This is a genomic window from Serratia sp. 22278 (assembly GCF_052045405.1).
In the GTDB taxonomy this organism is placed as follows: domain Bacteria; phylum Pseudomonadota; class Gammaproteobacteria; order Enterobacterales; family Enterobacteriaceae; genus Serratia; species Serratia marcescens.
In genome coordinates this window covers 23,328-41,040 of the sequence record NZ_JBQEOW010000005.1, presented here as the reverse complement: position 1 = coordinate 41,040, position 17,713 = coordinate 23,328, and the positions used below count along the sequence as shown (strand labels likewise).

The 17,713-nt window shown below is 58.8% G+C and carries 22 protein-coding genes; 12 read left to right on the top strand and 10 right to left on the bottom strand.

The features are described from left to right. Positions 1-136: 136 nt before the first annotated feature. From rpsI to zapE, 3 genes are all read right to left on the bottom strand, one after another. Positions 137-529, bottom strand: a complete 393-nt coding sequence (gene rpsI / locus ACTJJ6_RS11860; protein WP_004937080.1) for a 30S ribosomal protein S9 — start codon at positions 527-529, stop codon at positions 137-139. Between the two features lie 15 nt (positions 530-544). Beyond that, positions 545-973: a 50S ribosomal protein L13 gene (rplM, locus tag ACTJJ6_RS11855; protein WP_004937079.1), complete on the bottom strand. Its 429-nt coding sequence runs from the start codon at positions 971-973 to the stop codon at positions 545-547. Between the two features lie 264 nt (positions 974-1,237). Further along, positions 1,238-2,365 (bottom strand): cell division protein ZapE, encoded by a 1,128-nt coding sequence (zapE, locus tag ACTJJ6_RS11850; RefSeq protein WP_440803747.1) that lies wholly within the window; start codon positions 2,363-2,365, stop codon positions 1,238-1,240. Positions 2,366-2,596: 231 nt separating this feature from the next. On the opposite strand from zapE, the gene zapG reads away from it, so the two are divergent. From zapG to degS, 3 genes are all read left to right on the top strand, one after another. Further along, a complete protein-coding gene (zapG, locus tag ACTJJ6_RS11845; RefSeq protein ID WP_004937074.1) occupies positions 2,597-2,998 on the top strand; it encodes a Z-ring associated protein ZapG in 402 nt (133 codons plus the stop codon). A gap of 180 nt (positions 2,999-3,178) precedes the next feature. After that, on the top strand, positions 3,179-4,549 hold the full coding sequence (gene degQ / locus ACTJJ6_RS11840; RefSeq protein WP_004937072.1) for a serine endoprotease DegQ: 1,371 nt from the start codon (positions 3,179-3,181) through the stop codon (positions 4,547-4,549). A gap of 88 nt (positions 4,550-4,637) precedes the next feature. Continuing rightward, on the top strand, positions 4,638-5,696 hold the full coding sequence (degS, locus tag ACTJJ6_RS11835; protein WP_049299901.1) for an outer membrane-stress sensor serine endopeptidase DegS: 1,059 nt from the start codon (positions 4,638-4,640) through the stop codon (positions 5,694-5,696). A gap of 71 nt (positions 5,697-5,767) precedes the next feature. Here degS and murA read toward each other — a convergent pair whose 3' ends face one another. The 7 genes from murA to mlaF form a co-directional block, all read right to left on the bottom strand. Beyond that, entirely contained in the window at positions 5,768-7,027 is a 1,260-nt protein-coding gene (gene murA / locus ACTJJ6_RS11830; RefSeq protein ID WP_004937068.1) for a UDP-N-acetylglucosamine 1-carboxyvinyltransferase, read from the bottom strand. Between the two features lie 55 nt (positions 7,028-7,082). Continuing rightward, complete coding sequence (ibaG, locus tag ACTJJ6_RS11825; protein WP_004937066.1) at positions 7,083-7,337, bottom strand: BolA family iron metabolism protein IbaG; 255 nt, start codon at positions 7,335-7,337, stop codon at positions 7,083-7,085. Between the two features lie 140 nt (positions 7,338-7,477). Continuing rightward, positions 7,478-7,780 carry a lipid asymmetry maintenance protein MlaB gene (gene mlaB / locus ACTJJ6_RS11820; protein ID WP_016930202.1) on the bottom strand — a complete coding sequence of 101 codons (303 nt, stop codon included), beginning with the start codon at positions 7,778-7,780 and terminating at the stop codon, positions 7,478-7,480. Further along, a complete protein-coding gene (mlaC, locus tag ACTJJ6_RS11815) occupies positions 7,780-8,409 on the bottom strand; it encodes a phospholipid-binding protein MlaC (RefSeq protein ID WP_004937063.1) in 630 nt (209 codons plus the stop codon). Before mlaC ends, mlaB begins: the two co-directional genes overlap by 1 nt. A 14-nt stretch (positions 8,410-8,423) precedes the next feature. Beyond that, on the bottom strand, positions 8,424-8,972 hold the full coding sequence (gene mlaD, locus ACTJJ6_RS11810; RefSeq protein WP_004937061.1) for an outer membrane lipid asymmetry maintenance protein MlaD: 549 nt from the start codon (positions 8,970-8,972) through the stop codon (positions 8,424-8,426). A 4-nt stretch (positions 8,973-8,976) separates the two neighbouring features. Beyond that, the gene (gene mlaE, locus ACTJJ6_RS11805; protein WP_004937059.1) at positions 8,977-9,759 is read right to left on the bottom strand and encodes a lipid asymmetry maintenance ABC transporter permease subunit MlaE; all 783 of its coding nucleotides are present in this window, start codon (positions 9,757-9,759) and stop codon (positions 8,977-8,979) included. Positions 9,760-9,763: 4 nt separating this feature from the next. Beyond that, complete coding sequence (gene mlaF / locus ACTJJ6_RS11800) at positions 9,764-10,579, bottom strand: phospholipid ABC transporter ATP-binding protein MlaF (RefSeq protein ID WP_028127533.1); 816 nt, start codon at positions 10,577-10,579, stop codon at positions 9,764-9,766. 303 nt (positions 10,580-10,882) lie between these two features. Between mlaF and ACTJJ6_RS11795 the strand changes: the two genes are divergently transcribed. The 9 genes from ACTJJ6_RS11795 to ptsN all read left to right on the top strand — a co-directional run bounded on the left by ACTJJ6_RS11795 (position 10,883) and on the right by ptsN (position 17,664). Beyond that, positions 10,883-11,860: a calcium/sodium antiporter gene (locus tag ACTJJ6_RS11795; RefSeq protein WP_028127534.1), complete on the top strand. Its 978-nt coding sequence runs from the start codon at positions 10,883-10,885 to the stop codon at positions 11,858-11,860. 16 nt (positions 11,861-11,876) lie between these two features. Next, positions 11,877-12,863, top strand: coding sequence for an arabinose-5-phosphate isomerase KdsD (kdsD, locus tag ACTJJ6_RS11790; RefSeq protein ID WP_440803758.1), 987 nt, complete (start codon positions 11,877-11,879; stop codon positions 12,861-12,863). A 17-nt stretch (positions 12,864-12,880) separates the two neighbouring features. Next, entirely contained in the window at positions 12,881-13,435 is a 555-nt protein-coding gene (gene kdsC / locus ACTJJ6_RS11785; RefSeq protein ID WP_021505108.1) for a 3-deoxy-manno-octulosonate-8-phosphatase KdsC, read from the top strand. Further along, positions 13,432-14,010: an LPS export ABC transporter periplasmic protein LptC gene (lptC, locus tag ACTJJ6_RS11780; protein ID WP_016930209.1), complete on the top strand. Its 579-nt coding sequence runs from the start codon at positions 13,432-13,434 to the stop codon at positions 14,008-14,010. The genes kdsC and lptC overlap by 4 nt, the downstream gene beginning before the upstream one ends. Next, on the top strand, positions 13,979-14,518 hold the full coding sequence (gene lptA, locus ACTJJ6_RS11775) for a lipopolysaccharide ABC transporter substrate-binding protein LptA (RefSeq protein WP_028127535.1): 540 nt from the start codon (positions 13,979-13,981) through the stop codon (positions 14,516-14,518). The genes lptC and lptA overlap by 32 nt, the downstream gene beginning before the upstream one ends. A 6-nt stretch (positions 14,519-14,524) precedes the next feature. After that, the gene (gene lptB, locus ACTJJ6_RS11770) at positions 14,525-15,250 is read left to right on the top strand and encodes an LPS export ABC transporter ATP-binding protein (RefSeq protein ID WP_004937040.1); all 726 of its coding nucleotides are present in this window, start codon (positions 14,525-14,527) and stop codon (positions 15,248-15,250) included. A gap of 52 nt (positions 15,251-15,302) precedes the next feature. After that, a complete protein-coding gene (gene rpoN, locus ACTJJ6_RS11765) occupies positions 15,303-16,736 on the top strand; it encodes an RNA polymerase factor sigma-54 (protein WP_016930211.1) in 1,434 nt (477 codons plus the stop codon). Positions 16,737-16,759: 23 nt separating this feature from the next. Further along, entirely contained in the window at positions 16,760-17,047 is a 288-nt protein-coding gene (gene hpf / locus ACTJJ6_RS11760) for a ribosome hibernation promoting factor (RefSeq protein WP_004937038.1), read from the top strand. Positions 17,048-17,202: 155 nt separating this feature from the next. After that, positions 17,203-17,664: a PTS IIA-like nitrogen regulatory protein PtsN gene (ptsN, locus tag ACTJJ6_RS11755; RefSeq protein WP_016930212.1), complete on the top strand. Its 462-nt coding sequence runs from the start codon at positions 17,203-17,205 to the stop codon at positions 17,662-17,664. Positions 17,665-17,713 lie beyond the last annotated feature (49 nt).

Genomic DNA, 17,713 nt, shown 5'->3' with positions numbered 1-17,713 from the left:
GGGACGGTGCGGCGAATTCATGTTGAATTGTCTGATATGCCACAGATTTTAGTCGGGGACGGCGGATTTCAGGCGTAAAAAAACCCGGTGAAGCACCGGGTTTTTTGCGTAAATCGCACTGCCGAAGCAGCGAAAATTAACGCTTGGAGAACTGCGGACGACGACGTGCTTTACGCAGACCGACTTTCTTACGTTCAACCTGACGAGCGTCACGGGTGACGAAGCCAGCTTTACGCAGTTCAGAACGCAGAGTCTCATCGTATTCCATCAGTGCACGGGTGATACCGTGACGGATAGCGCCAGCTTGACCGGAGATACCACCACCTTTAACGGTGATGTACAGGTCCAGTTTGCCAACCATGTCGACCAGTTCCAGCGGCTGACGAACTACCATGCGGGCAGTTTCGCGACCGAAGTACTGTTCCAGGCTGCGCTGGTTGATAACGATGTTACCGTTGCCCGGCTTGATGAAGACGCGAGCGGCGGAGCTTTTGCGGCGACCAGTGCCGTAGTATTGATTTTCAGCCATTGCCATTAATCCCGATTAAATGTCCAGAACTTGCGGTTGCTGTGCCGCGTGATTGTGCTCGGTGCCCGCGTAAACTTTCAGTTTACGGAACATAGCACGACCCAGCGGGCCCTTTGGCAGCATGCCTTTAACCGCGATTTCAATCACGCGCTCAGGACGGCGGGCAATCATCTCTTCAAAGGTCGCTTGCTTGATACCACCGATGTGGCCGGTGTGGTGGTAGTACACTTTGTCTGTACGCTTGTTGCCGGTTACAGCAACTTTGTCAGCGTTCAGAACGATGATGTAATCACCGGTATCCACGTGCGGGGTGTATTCCGCTTTATGCTTGCCGCGCAGGCGACGAGCCAGTTCAGTAGCGAGACGGCCTAAAGTTTTACCATCTGCATCAACAACGTACCAGTCGCGTTTTACGGTTTCTGGTTTAGCTGTAAAAGTTTTCATTAGAAAGCTTACCCAATAATTAGTTACACGTTGGTGAACACCCAAACGCTCGAAAACAGTTGAGGCTCACACGACCATACAAGTCCAGCAAACCTACCCCTTCGAATAGCCATTGCCGGCACTATAAAGTTTTTGGGAAAAAAAACTTTGTTGTAACGTGGGGTCGCAAGATTATAGAGAAGTCGCTCACAAAGATCGAACGGTTTTTGAATGGAAAATAAATTTATCGCCGGCGGCGGACAACCGGCGATAGGCCCGGCGGGCTCAGGGCAGATGCGGCAGCTTGAGGTACTCTTCGCTCTGCATTTCCTGCAGGCGCGACAGGCAGCGCTGGAATTCAAATTTCAGCTGCACCCCCTGATAGATCTCGAACATCGACGCTTCGGCGCCGATCACCAGCTTGATGTGCCGCTCGTAGAATTCATCCACCAGCGCCAGGAAACGGCGCGCGGTATTCTCTTTCAGCGGCCCCATCACCTGCACATTATACAGGATCACGCTGTGGTACAGCCGCGACAGCGCGATGTAGTCCAGCTGGCTGCGCGCCTCTTCGCACAGCGTGTGGAAATCCACCGCCAGCACGCCGTCCACCGAACGGATCGCCTGCAGCGGCCGATGGTTGATCTGCAGCACCGGCGCGTCCTCCCCCGCCTTGCCCGCCAGCTTGACGAACATCCGATCCAGCGCCTCGCGCGTCTGGTCGCTCAGCGGCGTCAGGTAGAGGTGCGCCTGGGTCAGGGTGCGCAGACGATAGTCGATGCCGGCGTCGACGTTCATCACGTCGCAGTACTCGTTGATCAGATCGATAGCCGGCAGGAAACGCGCCCGCTGCAGGCCGTTGCGGTACAGATCGTCCGGCGGGATGTTCGACGTGGCCACCAGCGTGATGCCGCGCGCGAACAGCGCCTGCAGCAGCGTGGCCAACAGCATGGCGTCGGTGATGTCGGAGACGAAGAATTCGTCGAAGCACAGCACGTCGGTCTCGGCCTTGAAGCCGTCGGCGACGATTTCCAGCGGGTTTTCCCGCCCCTGCAACTCGGTCAGCTCTTCATGCACCCGCAGCATGAAGCGGTGGAAGTGCAGGCGCATTTTGCGATCGCCCGGCAGACTGTGGAAGAACATATCCATCAACCAGGTTTTGCCGCGCCCGACGCCGCCCCACATGTACAGCCCCTGCACCGGGCGCTGAGGCGCCGTTTCGCCGCCCTTGCCCAGCAAGCGGCTGAGCTTGCCGCGCAGCGCGCCGGCCGGCGCGCTCGCCGCCGGCTTTTGCAGCAGAGCCTGATAAATGCGATCCAGTTGAGTGACGGCCCGGCGTTGAACCTCATCGGCCTGATATTCCCCCGCCTCCAGCGCCTGCTGGTAGCGAGATAACGGTGATAGTGCCTGCATCTGTTCGATGTTCCCTAAGAACGCTTAGAAATTATTTAGCCAACGTTGGCGGCAAGTTGATGCCGATTCGCACCGTTATCGCCACAAATGCCCGCTGCGGGCGCCGCTGAAAACCCTGTGAAAACCAGGTGGAAGCGCATCAGGATTCCACTCGGACAAGGTTAACGGTTATAGTGGATATTATTAAGTGAAAAATCCCTGCGGAACAACGAAGTCAAAATAGGAGTCATCATGACCTGGGAGTATGCGCTGATTGGTTTGGTCGTCGGTATCGTGATTGGTGCGGTGGCGATGCGTTTTGGCAACCGTAAATTACGTCAACAACAAGTCCTGCAGAACGAGCTGGACAAGAGCAAAACCGAGCTGGAAGAGTACCGTCAGGAGCTGGTCGGCCACTTTGCCCGCAGCGCCGAGCTGCTGGACAACATGGCGCGCGATTATCGCCAGCTGTATCAGCACATGGCGAAAAGCTCCAACAACCTGCTGCCGGATCTGCCGATGCAGGAGAACCCGTTCCGCTATCGCCTGACCGAAGCGGAAGCGGACAACGATCAGGCGCCGGTGGAAATGCCGCGCGACTATTCTGAAGGGGCCTCCGGCCTGCTGCGCGGTCAAAGCGCACGCCGCGACTGATATTCTTTCTTCGCCCGCGGGGCCACCCGCGGGGTTAATCCCGTTTGCGCCATATTGACCTTCCTTCGCATTACCTTTACTGAACTTTGCACGCAAATTCACGGTCTTACCCTTCACTATGACAAGGCGATTGCCTTATCATCAAATTTTCATCGGCAGGTATTGAGAGAGTTATCATCAATGAAGAAAAAGTCGTTAATTCTTAGTGCATTGGCAATGAGCCTCGGCCTGGCGCTCAGCGCCGCACCGGCGGCCAACGCGGCCCTGCCCGTCGCCGTGCAGGGGCAGCCGCTGCCGAGCCTGGCGCCGATGCTGGAAAAAGTCTTGCCCGCCGTAGTGAGCGTGCATGTCGCAGGCACCCAGGTGCAGCGTCAACAGCTGCCGGAAGAGTTCAGACGCTTCTTCGGCCCCAATTTCCCCGGCCAACAGCAGAGCTCCCGCCCTTTTGAAGGGTTGGGATCCGGCGTGATCATCGACGCCGCCAAGGGCTACGTGCTGACCAACAACCACGTCATCAACAACGCCGACAAAATCCGCGTGCAGTTGAACGACGGCCGCGAGCTGGACGCCAAGCTGGTCGGGCGCGATGAACAATCCGACATCGCCCTGCTGCAGCTCAGCGATACCAAAAACCTGACCGCCATCAAGATGGCCGATTCCGACCAGCTGCGCGTCGGCGACTTCGCCGTGGCGGTCGGCAACCCGTTCGGCCTGGGCCAAACCGCCACCTCCGGCATCATCTCGGCGCTGGGCCGCACCGGCCTGAATCTGGAAGGGCTGGAAAACTTCATTCAGACCGACGCCTCCATCAACCGCGGCAACTCCGGCGGCGCGCTGGTTAACCTGAACGGCGAACTGATCGGCATCAATACCGCCATTCTGGCGCCGAGCGGCGGCAACGTCGGCATCGGCTTCGCCATTCCGAGCAATATGGCGCAGAACCTGAGCCAGCAGCTGATCGAATTCGGCGAAGTGAAACGCGGCCTGCTTGGCATCAAGGGCAGTGAAATGACCCCGGACATGGCTAAAGCCTTCAACACCGACGCGCAGCGCGGCGCCTTCGTCAGCGAAGTGTTGCCGAAATCTGCCGCCGCCAAGGCCGGCATCAAAGCCGGGGATATTCTGGTTTCCGTCGACGGCAAACCGGTGAACAGTTTTGCCGAACTGCGCGCCAAGGTCGGCACCACCGCACCGGGCAAAACCCTCAAGGTAGGCCTGCTGCGCGACGGTAAACCGCAGGAAGTCTCGGTCACGCTGGACAACAGCGAGAGCGCCTCGACCAACGCCGAAACGCTGTCGCCGGCGCTGCAGGGGGTATCCCTCAGCAACGGCGCGCTGCCGAGCGGCGACAAGGGCGTGAAGGTGGAGAACGTGGATAAAGGCTCGACGGCGGCGCAAATCGGCCTGCAAAAAGGCGACGTGATCATCGGCGTCAACCGCCAGCGCGTAGACAGTATCACCGCACTGCGCAAGGTGCTGGAAGCCAAACCACCGGTGATGGCGCTCAATATCGTGCGCGGTAACGAAACCATTTATCTGCTGCTGCGTTAATTTGTGCAAAAACCGGGCTCGGTGACATACTGCGCCCGGTTAACTCATGCTATCCTCCGAACATCGTTCACCACACCACGAAAACTCCATGTTTGCTAAGCTCTTGCGTTCTGTCGTTATCGGTCTCATCGTTGCCGGCCTGTTGTTGGCCGCTCTGCCCATGCTGCGTTCTTCCAACGGTCTGTTTGCAGAGAAAACCGAGAATACCAGCGACGAAACGCCGGTGAGCTACAACAAGGCGGTGCGCCGCGCCGCCCCTGCCGTGGTGAACATCTACAACCGCAACCTGAACGGCGCCGCCAACGTGCTGTCGCTCGGTTCCGGCGTGATCATGAACGAACGCGGCTATATCATCACCAACCGCCACGTGATCAAAGACGCACAGCAGATCACCGTGGTGTTGCAGGATGGCCGCCGTTACGAAGCGCTGCTGGTGGGCTCCGACGGCCTGACCGATTTGGCGGTGCTGAAGATCGATCCCGGCAACCTGCCGGTGATCCCGACCAATAAAAACCGCGTTGCCCACGTCGGCGATGTGGTGCTGGCGATCGGCAACCCGTATAACCTGGGGCAGACCGTCACTCAGGGCATCCTCAGCGCCACCGGGCGCATCAGTATGAGCACCACCGGCCGGCAGACGTTCCTGCAGACCGACGCCTCAATCAACCGCGGCAACTCCGGCGGCGCGCTGGTCAACTCGCTGGGTGAGCTGATCGGTATCAACACCCTGACCTATGACAAAATCACCGACGGCGAAACGCCGGAAGGGCTGGGCTTTGCGATCCCGATCGAACTGGCCACCAAGATCATGGACAAGCTGATCCGCGACGGCCGCGTTATCCGCGGCTATTTCGGTATTCAGGGCAAGGAGATCATTCCGCTGCGCTCGTCCAATTCCGGCATCGATCGCCTGCAGGGCATCATCGTGACCGAGATTACGCCGAACGGCCCGGCGAACAACGCCGGCTTCCAGATCAACGACATCATCATCAACGTGGATAACAAACCGGCGGTGTCCGTGCTGGAGACCATGGATCAGGTGGCGGAGATCAGACCGGGCACCGAGATACCGGTTATCGTGCTGCGCGACGGCAAACGCATTACGTTGAAAATGACGGTGGGTGAATTCCCGGAAGACAGCAATTAAAAAAGGGCCGGCATTGATAGCCGGCCCTTTGCTATTCATCCTGCCGACGCAGCCGCGCCGGCGCTAATGACTTACTCGCCTTTCACACGTTCGATGTTCGCACCCAGCGCGCGCAGCTTGTCTTCAATACGCTCATAGCCGCGATCGATGTGATAGATGCGATCGACGACGGTCACGCCGTCGGCGATGCAGCCAGCGATCACCAGGCTGGCGGAAGCGCGCAGATCGGTCGCCATCACTTGAGCACCGGACAGCTGTTCAACGCCATGGCAGATTACGGTGTTGCTCTCGATCTCCGCGTGCGCGCCCATGCGGATCAATTCCGGCACGTGCATGAAGCGATTTTCGAAGATGGTTTCGGTGATAACGCCAGTGCCTTCCGCCACCAGGTTCAGCAGGCTGAACTGGGCCTGCATGTCGGTCGGGAAGCCCGGGTGCGGCGCGGTGCGCACGGTGACCGCTTTCGGGCGTTTGCCGTGCATGTCCAGGCTGATCCAGTCTTCGCCCACTTCGATATCGGCACCGGCTTCGCGCAGCTTGGCCAGCACCGCATCCAGCGTGTCCGGACGGGTGTTGCGGCACATCACTTTGCCGCCGGAAACCGCGGCGGCGATCAGGAAGGTGCCGGTCTCGATGCGGTCAGGCAGCACGCGGTACACGCCGCCGCCCAGACGCTCGACGCCCTCGATGGTGATCTTGTCACTGCCGGCGCCGCTGATCTTCGCGCCCAGCGTGTTGAGGAAGTTGGCGGTATCGACAATTTCCGGCTCACGCGCGGCGTTTTCGATAACGGTGGTGCCGGTCGCCAGGGTCGCGGCGCTCATGATGGTCACGGTCGCGCCCACGCTCACCTTGTCCATGACGATGTGCGCGCCCTTCAGACGGCCCTCGACGGACGCCTTGACGTAGCCTTCTTCCAGCTTGATCTCGGCGCCCAACTGCTCCAGGCCGGTGATGTGCAGATCGACCGGACGCGCGCCAATCGCGCAGCCGCCCGGCAGGGAAACCTGGCCACGGCCGAAACGCGCCACCAGCGGCCCCAGCGCCCAAATGGAAGCGCGCATGGTTTTCACCAGATCGTAAGGGGCGCAAAACTCGTTCACGCCGCTGGCGTCCACGAAGACCGAACCGTTGCGCTCAATCTTGGTACCCAACTGGTTGAGTAGTTTAATGGTGGTGTCGATGTCCTTCAGCTTGGGGACATTCTGCAGCTCGACCGGCTCTTCCGCCAACAGGGCGGCGAACAGGATCGGCAGGGCGGCGTTTTTGGCCCCGGAAATAGACACTTCACCGCTCAGGCGGGTCCGACCCTGCACACGAAATTTATCCATCTGACTACTCTCTGTTATCTAATCTGAAGCTGCCCGCCCGGCAGGGCAAACAGCCTTAAAATCCGTTGAGTTTGCGGTCTCGCTGCCACTCTTCAGGGGTGTACGCCTTAATAGACAAGGCATGAATGCGGTTGTCCGCAATGTATTCCATCAGCGGTGCGTAAACCGTCTGCTGTTTTTTGACGCGGCTCATGCCGGCGAACAGTTCACCGACCACAATCGCCTGAAAATGGCTACCGTCGCCCGTCACATGTACTTCATCCAGTGCCAATGCCTGCATCAGCACGTCTTTAATCTCGTTGGTTTCCATAGTATCCAGTTCTGCCGCTAAAGGATCATAAACAGCCTAGTATCTTAGTGGAATACGATGTTTTCTTAAACTAAAGAAAAAGCCCCTGCATAACAGGGGCTTTGTATCGTTTTGCCACGCAAGAGCGGCGTAAAACGCCGCTAACCGGCGGTATCGACAGGCATTATCGCCTGCAGGTTGTAGAGCGCGATCAGCGTTTTCAGGCGCTCGGTGGCGCCGAAAATTTTCAGCGCTACGCCGCGCTCGCGCTGCTCTTCCTGCAGATGCAGCAACAGCGCCAGCCCGGCGGAGTCCACGCGCTGCAGTTGCGCCACGTCGATCGCGGTTTTATCCGCCATCAGCGCGTCGCGCTGCCGCCACAGCGGCTGCAGCGTTTCCCGATCCAGTTCACCGCGCAGGATCAGCGTCTGCTGCTCTGATTCGAAGCTGAGCGCTGCCGACATCAGTTTTTCTTGTCCAGCGTGATAGGCTGCGCGGCGGCGGCCTGCAGCTGTTTGGTCAGGCCGTCGATGCCCTGAGTACGCAGCGTAGACGCCCACTCATTTTGCTTGGTGGTGATCATGCTGACGCCTTCGGCGATCATGTCATACGCCTGCCAGTAGCCGGTTTTGCTGTTCTTGCGCCATTGGAAATCCAGACGCACCGGCGGACGGCCACCGTTGTCGATGATGGTGACGCGAATAGCCACGATGTCGGCATTGCCCAGCGGCTGTTCAGGCGCGATCTGGTAAGTCTGGCCGTGATACATCGCCAGCGCCTGGCCGTAAGCCTGCTCCAGGTAAGCCTGGAAGGCGGTGAAGTAAGCTTCGCGCTGCGCAGGCGTTGCCTCTTTGTAGTAACGTCCCAGCACCAGCGCGCCAGCGTATTTCACCTGCACGAACGGCATCAGTTCCTGATGCACGATGGCACGCAGGTAGTTCGGGTCCTGCTTGATCTTCGGCTGTTCGTTCTTCAAACGGCTGAAAGTCTTCTGCGCCGCTTCTTGCATCATGCTGTAAGGATTGGTTTGGTCGGCTGCGCTCGCCAGCGGTGCAACCACCAGCAGAGCCACCATCAGTAAACGTTTAAACATGCAGGTATCCTCTCTTAATGATTTGGAACAGCGGGTTGCGGTGCGGCGCCGGCAGCCGGCTCAGCGGCCGCGTCTCCCGATTTGGCGCTGTCCTGACCGCCGCTTTTATACAGGAACTGGCCGATCAGGTCTTCCAGAACCATGGCTGATTTGGTGTCCTGAATGGTGCCGCCATCTTTCAGGATGGTGGTGCCCATATCAGGATCTTCGAAGCCCACGTTAAGCGCCAGATATTGCTCGCCCAGCAGGCCGGAGGTGCGGATCGCCAGCGAGCTGGTATCCGGGATTTGGTCGTACTTTTTCTGGATATCCAGCGCCACGCGCGGCGTGTAGGTTTTCGAATCGAGTTCGATGTCCGCCACGCGGCCGATCACCACGCCGCCAATCTTCACCGGCGAACGCGGTTTCAGGCCGCCGATGTTGTCGAACGTCGCGTAAATGCGGTAGGTCGGCTCGCTGCCGATCGATTTAAGGTTCGCCACCTGCAGGCAGATAAACACGATGGCGCACAGCGCGATCAGCATAAATGCCCCAACCCAGATTTCACTCTTCTTCGTTTGCATCGAATCAATTCCCAAACATCAGTGCGGTCAGCACGAAATCCAATCCCAACACCGCCAGTGACGAATGCACCACGGTACGCGTCGTCGCCCGGCTAATCCCTTCAGAGGTAGGCACGGCGTCGTACCCATTGAAAATGGCAATCCAGGTTACGGTAATGGCGAATACCACGCTTTTGATCAGGCAGTTGAGCAGATCTTTTTTCCACTCCACGGCGCCCTGCATCGCCGACCAGAAGAAGCCGCTGTCGATGCCTTTCCAGTCCACGCCGACCACCGAGCCGCCCCAAATGCCGATCGCCACGAAAATGATGGTCAATAGCGGCATGCTGATCAGCCCGGCCCAGAAGCGCGGCGCCACGATGCGCCGCAGCGGATCGACCGCCATCATTTCCAGGCTGGAGATCTGCTCCGTCGCCTTCATCAGGCCGATTTCCGCCGTGAGCGCGGAACCGGCGCGGCCGGCGAACAGCAGCGCCGTGACCACCGGCCCCAGTTCGCGCAGCAGCGACAGCGCCACCATCATGCCGAGGCTGGCCTCGGCGCTGTAGGTGGTGAGCACGATATAGCCCTGCAGGCCCAGCACCATGCCGATAAACAGCCCGGAGACCATGATGATCAGCAGCGACTGCACGCCGACGCTGTAGAGCTGTTTCAACAGCAGCGGCCACTGCTTGCCGGGTTCCGGCCGGCCAATCAACGCGTTGAACAGCATCAACCCCGCGCGGCCGAAGCTGGCGCTGGTGTTGATGCCACTGCGCCCCAACGACGCTAACGCTCTTAATAACATGAGCTTATTTACTCCCTAAGCCTAGCAGTTCGGTCTGATAATCCCCGGCCGGATAGCGGAACGGCACCGGCCCATCCGCTATACCATCCAGGAACTGGCGCACGCGCGCATCAGGATTGTTCTGCAATTGCTGCGTGGTGCCTTCGGCGATCACCCGGTGGTCGGCCACGATGTAGGCGTAGTCGGCGATGCTCAGCACCTCCGGTACGTCGTGCGACACCACGATGCAGGTAATGCCCAGCGCATGGTTCAGCTCATCGATCAGCTTGACCAGCACTCCCATGGTGATCGGATCCTGGCCAACGAAAGGTTCGTCGAACATGATCATTTCCGGGTCCAGCGCGATCGCGCGCGCCAACGCCGCCCGGCGCGCCATGCCGCCGGAAAGCTCGTTGGGCATCAGCTGAGCCGCGCCGCGCAGCCCCACCGCTTCCAGCTTCATCAGCACCGTGCTGCGCAACAAAGGCTCCGGCAGGTTGCTGTGCTCGCGCAGCGGGTAGGCCACGTTTTCGAATACGGTCAAATCGGTAAACAGCGCGCCAGACTGGAACAGCATGCTCATTTTTTTGCGCGCGTCGTATAACTGACGGCGGGACAACGCGGGAATGTTGTCGCCGTCGAACCAAATCTCCCCGCTGTCCGGCGCCAGCTGGCCGCCTATCAGGCGCAGCAGCGTGGTTTTGCCGATGCCCGATGGCCCCATGATCGCCGTGACCTTACCGCGAGGCACCGTCAGGTTGATGTCTTCAAATATCCGTCGGTCGCCGCGCGAGAAGCTCATGTCGCGCACTTCGACCAAATTATCTGCCTTTTGGAGCATGTTAATGGACCCTTTACGACTCATCTTTTGCTGAATCTACCCGTGATGTTAAAGCAATGGGCGCAATCCGTCTCATCTTTACAAAAACTTACTGCCATTTCGCAACCAATGGTGCCATTGGTTTTACTTTTCCGCGCCACCCGGTCAAAATTGGTGCCATAACGAAAAAAAACGAAACTGTTCAACTATTAGCCGGGGAAAACCGTTGCTGCGGCTCAAACGCGCGCAACGGAGGGCAAGCAATACCGCCGCATTGACGGCTTTAACCAACGAACCGGGATAATACCCGACAAAGGACCCTGCATGTTTCTCGCGATAGCATTATTAATCGTTGGTTTATTTCTACTGGTGTACGGTGCAGACCGCTTAGTTTATGGTGCTGCCGTGATTTCCCGCTCGCTCGGCGTACCGCCGTTGATCATCGGCATGACCATCGTCGGCATCGGCACTTCGCTGCCGGAGCTGATCGTGTCCACCACCGCCGCGCTGAACGGGCAGATAGATATGGCCGTTGGCAACGTAGTCGGTTCCAACATCACCAACATTTTATTGATCCTGGGCGTGGCGGCGTTGATTCACCCGCTGGCCGCGCGCTCTGAGATACTGCGGCGCGAACTGCCGCTGATGTTAGCGGTCACAGTATTATGCGGTTTCGTGTTGATGGACGGCACCCTGAGCAGGCTGGACGGCGTGCTGCTGCTGGCCGCCGCCGCCGGCTTCATCCTGCTGATGCTGAAAATCGCCCGGCTGGCCCAGCGCGAGGGCAGCGACAGCCTGACTATGGAGCAGATCGCCGAGCTGCCGCAGGACAGCAGCAATACCGTGGCGGTGCTGTGGCTGGTGCTGGCGTTTATCATTCTGCCGCTCTCTTCCAGAATGGTGGTCGATAACGCGACGGTGATCGCGCACTATTTCGGCCTGAGCGAACTGGTGGTCGGTTTGACCATTATCGCCATCGGCACCAGCCTGCCCGAACTGGCCACCTCCATCGCCGGGGCGCTGAAGGGCGAGGATGATATGGCGATTGGCAATATCATCGGCTCCAATATTTTCAACACGGTGATCGTGCTGGGCGTACCCGCCCTGCTGTCGCCGGGCAGCGTAGACACCGCCGCCTTCCAGCGCGATTACTGGGTGATGCTGGCGGCCAGCGTGCTGCTGAGCGTGCTGTGCATCGGCCGCAAACATCGCATCGGCCACCTGGCGGGCGCGCTGTTATTATGCGGCTTTATTGCGTATCTTGCGGTGCTGTTCTTTAACCCTTTCAGTACTTTCGGCTAAACCGACGGGAATGAGTATGTCGAACATTGAGTTGCAACCGGGCTTCGATTTTCAACAGGCCGGTAAAGAAGTGCTTCAGATAGAGCGTGAAGGGCTGGCCCAGCTCGATCGCTACATCAACGCAGACTTCACCCGCGCCTGCGAAACGATCGCCGCCTGCGGCGGCAAAGTGGTGGTGATGGGCATGGGCAAATCCGGCCATATCGGCTGCAAGATCGCCGCGACCTTCGCCAGCACCGGCACGCCCTCATTCTTCGTTCATCCGGCGGAGGCCAGCCATGGCGATTTGGGCATGGTCACCCCGCAGGACATCGTGCTCGCCATCTCCAACTCCGGCGAGTCCAGCGAGATCCTGGCGCTGATCCCGGTGTTGAAACGCCAACAGATCACCCTCATCTGTATGACCAACAATCCGGAAAGCGCGATGGGTAAAGCGGCGGATATCCACCTGTGCATCAAGGTGCCGCAGGAAGCGTGCCCGCTGGGGCTGGCGCCGACCACCAGCACCACCGCCACGCTGATGATGGGCGATGCGCTGGCCGTTGCGCTGCTGAAAGCGCGCGGTTTCACGCCGGAAGATTTCGCGCTGTCGCATCCGGGCGGCGCACTCGGCCGCAAACTGCTGCTGCGGGTTAGCGATATCATGCACAGCGGCGATGAAATACCCCACGTCAGCGCCGACGCCTCGTTGCGCGACGCGTTGCTGGAAATTACCCGCAAAAATCTGGGCCTGACGGTGATCTGCGACGATTTGATGAAAATCGCCGGCATCTTTACCGATGGCGACCTGCGCCGGGTGTTCGACATGGGCATCAACCTGCACGAGGCGAAGATCGCCGATGTCATGACGCCGGGCGGCGTGCGGGTGCGCCCCAACCTCCTGGCGGTCGATGCATTGAACCTGATGCAACAACGCCACATCACCGCGCTGCTGGTTGCCGATGGCGACCAGTTGCTGGGTGTGGTACATATGCATGACATGCTGCGCGCCGGCGTCGTTTAATTAAGGAATAGAACGGAATGGGTATGGTAGAAACCTGCTACGGGCCGGTAGAACAAGAGGTTATGGCGCGTGCCGGGAACATCCGCCTGTTGATTTGCGACGTTGACGGCGTGCTGTCGGACGGCCTGATCTTCATGGGCAACAACGGTGAAGAACTGAAGGCGTTCAACGTGCGCGACGGTTACGGCATCCGCTGCTTGAAAACCTCGGACATCGAGGTGGCGATCATCACCGGTCGCTCCGCCAAGCTGCTGGAAGATCGCGCGCAGACGCTCGGCATCACCCATCTGTATCAGGGGCAATCCGATAAGCTTTTGGCCTTCCGCGAACTGTTGGATAAACTGTCGTTAACGGCGGATCAGGTCGCCTATATCGGCGATGACCTGATCGACTGGCCGGTGATGGCGCAGGTCGGCCTGGCGGTCGCGGTGGCGGACGCCCACCCGCTGCTGACGCCGCGCGCCCACTACGTCACCCGCATCGCCGGCGGCCGCGGCGCGGTGCGCGAACTGTGCGACATCATTCTTTTGGCTCAAAATAAGCTGGAGGACGCCAAAGGGCTGTCGATATGAGTAAAACCAAACTGTGGATCACCATCCTGTTGACGGTGATCGTTCTGGCGCTGATCGGCTGGAACATGACGGACTTCAGCGACGACACGGCCCCTGGCCCGGTCAACGATCAGGATCCGACCTACCAGAGCCAGCACACGGTCACCGTGGTGTACAACCCGGCCGGCAAGCTGAATTACAAACTGGTGGCGGAAGACGCGAAGTATTACACCGCCGGCGAGCTGAGCTGGTTCACCCAGCCGGTGATGACGCTGTTCGATGAGAATGCGGTGGCCACCTGGTCAGTTCGCGCCGATCGCGCCAAACTGACTAAAGACCGAATGCTGTATCTGTATGGTCACGTCGAGGTGAACAGCCTGACCACCACCTCGCAGCTGGAAAAAATTAAGACGGACAACGCTCAGGTAAACCTGGTCACCCAAGACGTCACCTCCGATGACGAAGTCACGCTTTACGGGACCAATTTTACCTCTAACGGCATGAAAATGCGTGGGAACCTGCGGACCAAAACCGCTGAGCTGATTGATAAGGTTAAGACCAACTATGAAATTCAGAACCAAAAAACAACTCCGTAACCTGTTGCTCGGCAGCTTAGTTTTGGCCGCCAGCGCCCCCGCTCTGGCGCTGAAATCCGACTCCAGCCAGCCGGTCAGCATCGACTCGCTCAAGCAGTCGTTGGACATGCAAAGCAACGTCAGCACCTTCACCGACAACGTGGTGATCAAACAGGGCACCATCGATATTCGCGCCGACAAGGTGGTCGTCACCCGCCCGGGCGGAGATCAGAATAAGACCTATATTGAAGCGTTCGGCAACCCGGTAACCTTCTACCAGATGCAGGACAGCGGCAAGCCGGTCAAAGGCCACGCGCAGAAAGTGCGTTACGACGTGGCGACCCAGCTGGTGACCCTGACGGGCAACGCCTATCTGGAGCAGCTCGACAGCAACGTGAAAGGCGATCGCATCACCTATCTGGTGCAACAGCAGCAAATGCAGGCGTTTAGCGATAAAGGCAAACGCGTGACAACGGTTCTGGTACCGTCGCAGTTGCAAGACAAAAACGAGCAAAAAAAGAGTAACTAATCACTTATGGCAACACTCATCGCAGAAAACCTGGCGAAAGCCTACAAGGGCCGTAAAGTTGTCGAAGACGTCAGCCTGAAAGTGAAATCCGGCGAGATCGTCGGCCTGCTCGGCCCGAACGGCGCCGGTAAAACCACCACCTTCTACATGGTGGTCGGCATCGTGCCGCGCGACGCCGGGCGCATCGTGATCGACGAAGAAGACATCAGCCTGCTGCCGCTGCACGCCCGCGCGCGCCGCGGCATTGGTTACCTGCCGCAGGAAGCGTCGATCTTCCGCCGCCTGAGCGTGTACGACAACCTGATGGCGGTGCTGGAGATTCGCCCCGACCTCACCAGCGAACAGCGCGAAGACCGCGCCAAAGAGCTGATGGAAGAGTTCCATATCTCCCATCTGCGCGACAGCCTCGGCCAGGCGCTGTCCGGCGGTGAACGCCGCCGCGTCGAAATCGCCCGCGCGCTGGCGGCCAACCCGAAATTCATTCTGCTGGACGAACCCTTCGCCGGGGTGGATCCGATTTCCGTTATCGACATCAAAAAAATCATCGAGCACCTGCGTGACAGCGGCCTAGGCGTGCTGATCACCGACCACAACGTGCGCGAGACGCTGGACGTGTGTGAACGCGCCTACATCGTCAGCCAGGGCAAACTGATTGCCCACGGCACGCCGGATGCTATTCTGGCCGACGAGCAGGTTAAACGCGTTTATCTGGGCGAAGAGTTCCGCCTCTAAGCGCCGGCGCGCCCTGCGGGGCGACACCGTTAACGGAAGTAGACAGAAAACTATGAAGCAAGGTTTGCAACTCAGGCTCAGTCAACAGCTGGCCATGACTCCTCAGCTCCAGCAGGCGATCCGCCTGCTGCAGTTGTCCACGCTTGAGCTTCAACAAGAGATCCAGCTGGCGCTGGAGAGCAATCCGCTGCTTGAACAGACCGATCTGCACGACGAAATCGACGCCAAAGAAACCCAGGAGACCGAGGGGCTCGATACCCGCGAGGCGCTGGAACAGAAAGACATGCCGGAAGAGCTGCCGCTGGACGCCACCTGGGATGAGATCTACACCGCCGGCACACCGTCAGGCACCGGCACCGACTACAGCGACGACGAGCTGCCGGTCTATCAGGGCGAGACCACCCAAACGCTGCAGGATTACCTGATGTGGCAGGTGGATCTGACGCCGTTTTCCGATACCGACGCCGCCATCGCCACCTCCATCGTCGACGCGGTGGACGACACCGGCTATCTCACCGTGCCGCTGGAAGACATTCTGGAAAGCCTGGGCGACGAAAACGTGACCCTCGATGAAGTCGAGGCGGTGTTGAAGCGCGTGCAGCGTTTCGATCCGATCGGCGTCGCCGCGCGCGATCTGCGCGATTGCCTGCTGGTGCAGCTCTCCCAATACGCCAAAGACACCCCTTACCTGGCCGAAGCGCGGCTGATCATCAGCGACCATCTGGATCTGCTGGCCAACCATGACTTTCGCAGCCTGATGCGATCAACCCGGCTAAAAGAAGATACACTGAAAGAAGCGATGCTGCTGATTCAGTCGCTCGATCCGCGCCCGGGGCAGTCGATCAATACCGGCGAATCGGAATACGTGATCCCGGACGTGCTGGTGCGCAAGACGCAGAACAAATGGACGGTCGAGCTCAACGGCGACAGCGTTCCGCGTTTGAAGATCAATCAGCAATACGCAGCGCTGGGCAACAGCGCCCGCAGCGAAGCCGACGGCCAGTTCATCCGCAGCAACCTGCAGGAAGCCAAGTGGCTGATTAAAAGCCTGGAGAGCCGTAACGAGACGCTGCTGAAGGTCACCCGCTGCATCGTCGATCAGCAGCAGGCGTTCTTCGAGCAAGGCGAAGAGTTTATGAAACCCATGGTGCTGGCGGATATCGCCCAGGCCGTGGAAATGCATGAATCGACGATCTCGCGCGTCACCACGCAGAAGTTTCTGCACAGCCCGCGCGGCATTTTCGAATTGAAATATTTCTTCTCCAGCCACGTGAATACCGACAGCGGCGGCGAAGCCTCCTCGACGGCGATCCGCGCATTGGTGAAGAAATTGATTGCGGCGGAAAACCCCGCCAAACCACTCAGCGACAGCAAGCTGGCCACCCTGCTCGCCGATCAGGGGATCATCGTGGCGCGGCGCACCGTCGCCAAGTACCGAGAGTCTTTGTCCATCCCGCCGTCGAACCAGCGTAAACAGTTGGTTTGACCTCTATTGAGAAGGAAGACACTATGCAGCTCAACATTACCGGACACCACATCGAAATCACCGATCCGTTGCGCGAGTTCGTGAACAACAAGTTCGCCAAACTCGAACAGTATTTTGATCGCATCAATCAGGTGTATGTTGTATTAAGTGTGGAAAAAGTGCAGCAAATTGCGGAAGCAACGGTGCACGTGAATGGAGGCGAGTTGCACGCCACCTCGGAAGACGAGAATATGTATGCCGCAATTGATACGCTGATCGACAAATTGGCACGTCAATTGAACAAACATAAAGACAAATTGAAGCAACACTGACACCCTAACCCATTCCATGAGGCGGCATCCGTCGCCGCCTCCCCCTTCGGCGCGTGACCCGCATGGGTGACGCGCCGAACGGTAATCAGGGTTAAAACCGACGAAAAACCGCCTTGCCGGGCGCGCCCGGCGGCGCGGTTTTAAGTGAAGATGAGATGAACAACGAATATATGCAATTAAGCTCGGTGTTAAACATCGAGTGCACCAAAAGCTCGGTACACTGCACCAGCAAGAAGCGGGCTTTGGAAATTATCAGCGAACTGGCCGCCAAACAGCTCAATCTGCCTTCGCAGGTGGTGTTTGACGCGGTTCTCACCCGGGAACGCATGGGCAGCACCGGTATCGGCAACGGTATCGCCATTCCCCACGGCAAACTGGAAGAGGACACACTGCGGGCCGTTGGCGTGTTTATCCGTCTCGACCAACCCATCGCTTTCGACGCTATCGACAACCAGCCGGTCGACCTGCTGTTCGCGCTATTGGTGCCTGCCGATCAGTGCAAAACCCATTTGCATACCCTGTCGCTGGTCGCCAAACGCCTGGCCGACAAAACCGTATGTCGCCGCCTGCGCGCCGCGCAAAGCGACGAAGAACTTTACCAAATCATCACCGAGTGATGCCCGGCCGGCGTGACTTCCAGCCCGGATAACGTTACTGTTTCACGAT

Coding starts and splice junctions, on each gene's coding strand:
- rpsI (WP_004937080.1), bottom strand. CDS start 529: ATGGCTGAAAATCAATACTACGGCACTGGTCGCCGCAAAAGCTCCGCC.
- rplM (WP_004937079.1), bottom strand. CDS start 973: ATGAAAACTTTTACAGCTAAACCAGAAACCGTAAAACGCGACTGGTAC.
- zapE (WP_440803747.1), bottom strand. CDS start 2,365: ATGCAGGCACTATCACCGTTATCTCGCTACCAGCAGGCGCTGGAGGCG.
- zapG (WP_004937074.1), top strand. CDS start 2,597: ATGACCTGGGAGTATGCGCTGATTGGTTTGGTCGTCGGTATCGTGATT.
- degQ (WP_004937072.1), top strand. CDS start 3,179: ATGAAGAAAAAGTCGTTAATTCTTAGTGCATTGGCAATGAGCCTCGGC.
- degS (WP_049299901.1), top strand. CDS start 4,638: ATGTTTGCTAAGCTCTTGCGTTCTGTCGTTATCGGTCTCATCGTTGCC.
- murA (WP_004937068.1), bottom strand. CDS start 7,027: ATGGATAAATTTCGTGTGCAGGGTCGGACCCGCCTGAGCGGTGAAGTG.
- ibaG (WP_004937066.1), bottom strand. CDS start 7,337: ATGGAAACCAACGAGATTAAAGACGTGCTGATGCAGGCATTGGCACTG.
- mlaB (WP_016930202.1), bottom strand. CDS start 7,780: ATGTCGGCAGCGCTCAGCTTCGAATCAGAGCAGCAGACGCTGATCCTG.
- mlaC (WP_004937063.1), bottom strand. CDS start 8,409: ATGTTTAAACGTTTACTGATGGTGGCTCTGCTGGTGGTTGCACCGCTG.
- mlaD (WP_004937061.1), bottom strand. CDS start 8,972: ATGCAAACGAAGAAGAGTGAAATCTGGGTTGGGGCATTTATGCTGATC.
- mlaE (WP_004937059.1), bottom strand. CDS start 9,759: ATGTTATTAAGAGCGTTAGCGTCGTTGGGGCGCAGTGGCATCAACACC.
- mlaF (WP_028127533.1), bottom strand. CDS start 10,579: ATGCTCCAAAAGGCAGATAATTTGGTCGAAGTGCGCGACATGAGCTTC.
- ACTJJ6_RS11795 (WP_028127534.1), top strand. CDS start 10,883: ATGTTTCTCGCGATAGCATTATTAATCGTTGGTTTATTTCTACTGGTG.
- kdsD (WP_440803758.1), top strand. CDS start 11,877: ATGTCGAACATTGAGTTGCAACCGGGCTTCGATTTTCAACAGGCCGGT.
- kdsC (WP_021505108.1), top strand. CDS start 12,881: ATGGGTATGGTAGAAACCTGCTACGGGCCGGTAGAACAAGAGGTTATG.
- lptC (WP_016930209.1), top strand. CDS start 13,432: ATGAGTAAAACCAAACTGTGGATCACCATCCTGTTGACGGTGATCGTT.
- lptA (WP_028127535.1), top strand. CDS start 13,979: ATGAAATTCAGAACCAAAAAACAACTCCGTAACCTGTTGCTCGGCAGC.
- lptB (WP_004937040.1), top strand. CDS start 14,525: ATGGCAACACTCATCGCAGAAAACCTGGCGAAAGCCTACAAGGGCCGT.
- rpoN (WP_016930211.1), top strand. CDS start 15,303: ATGAAGCAAGGTTTGCAACTCAGGCTCAGTCAACAGCTGGCCATGACT.
- hpf (WP_004937038.1), top strand. CDS start 16,760: ATGCAGCTCAACATTACCGGACACCACATCGAAATCACCGATCCGTTG.
- ptsN (WP_016930212.1), top strand. CDS start 17,203: ATGAACAACGAATATATGCAATTAAGCTCGGTGTTAAACATCGAGTGC.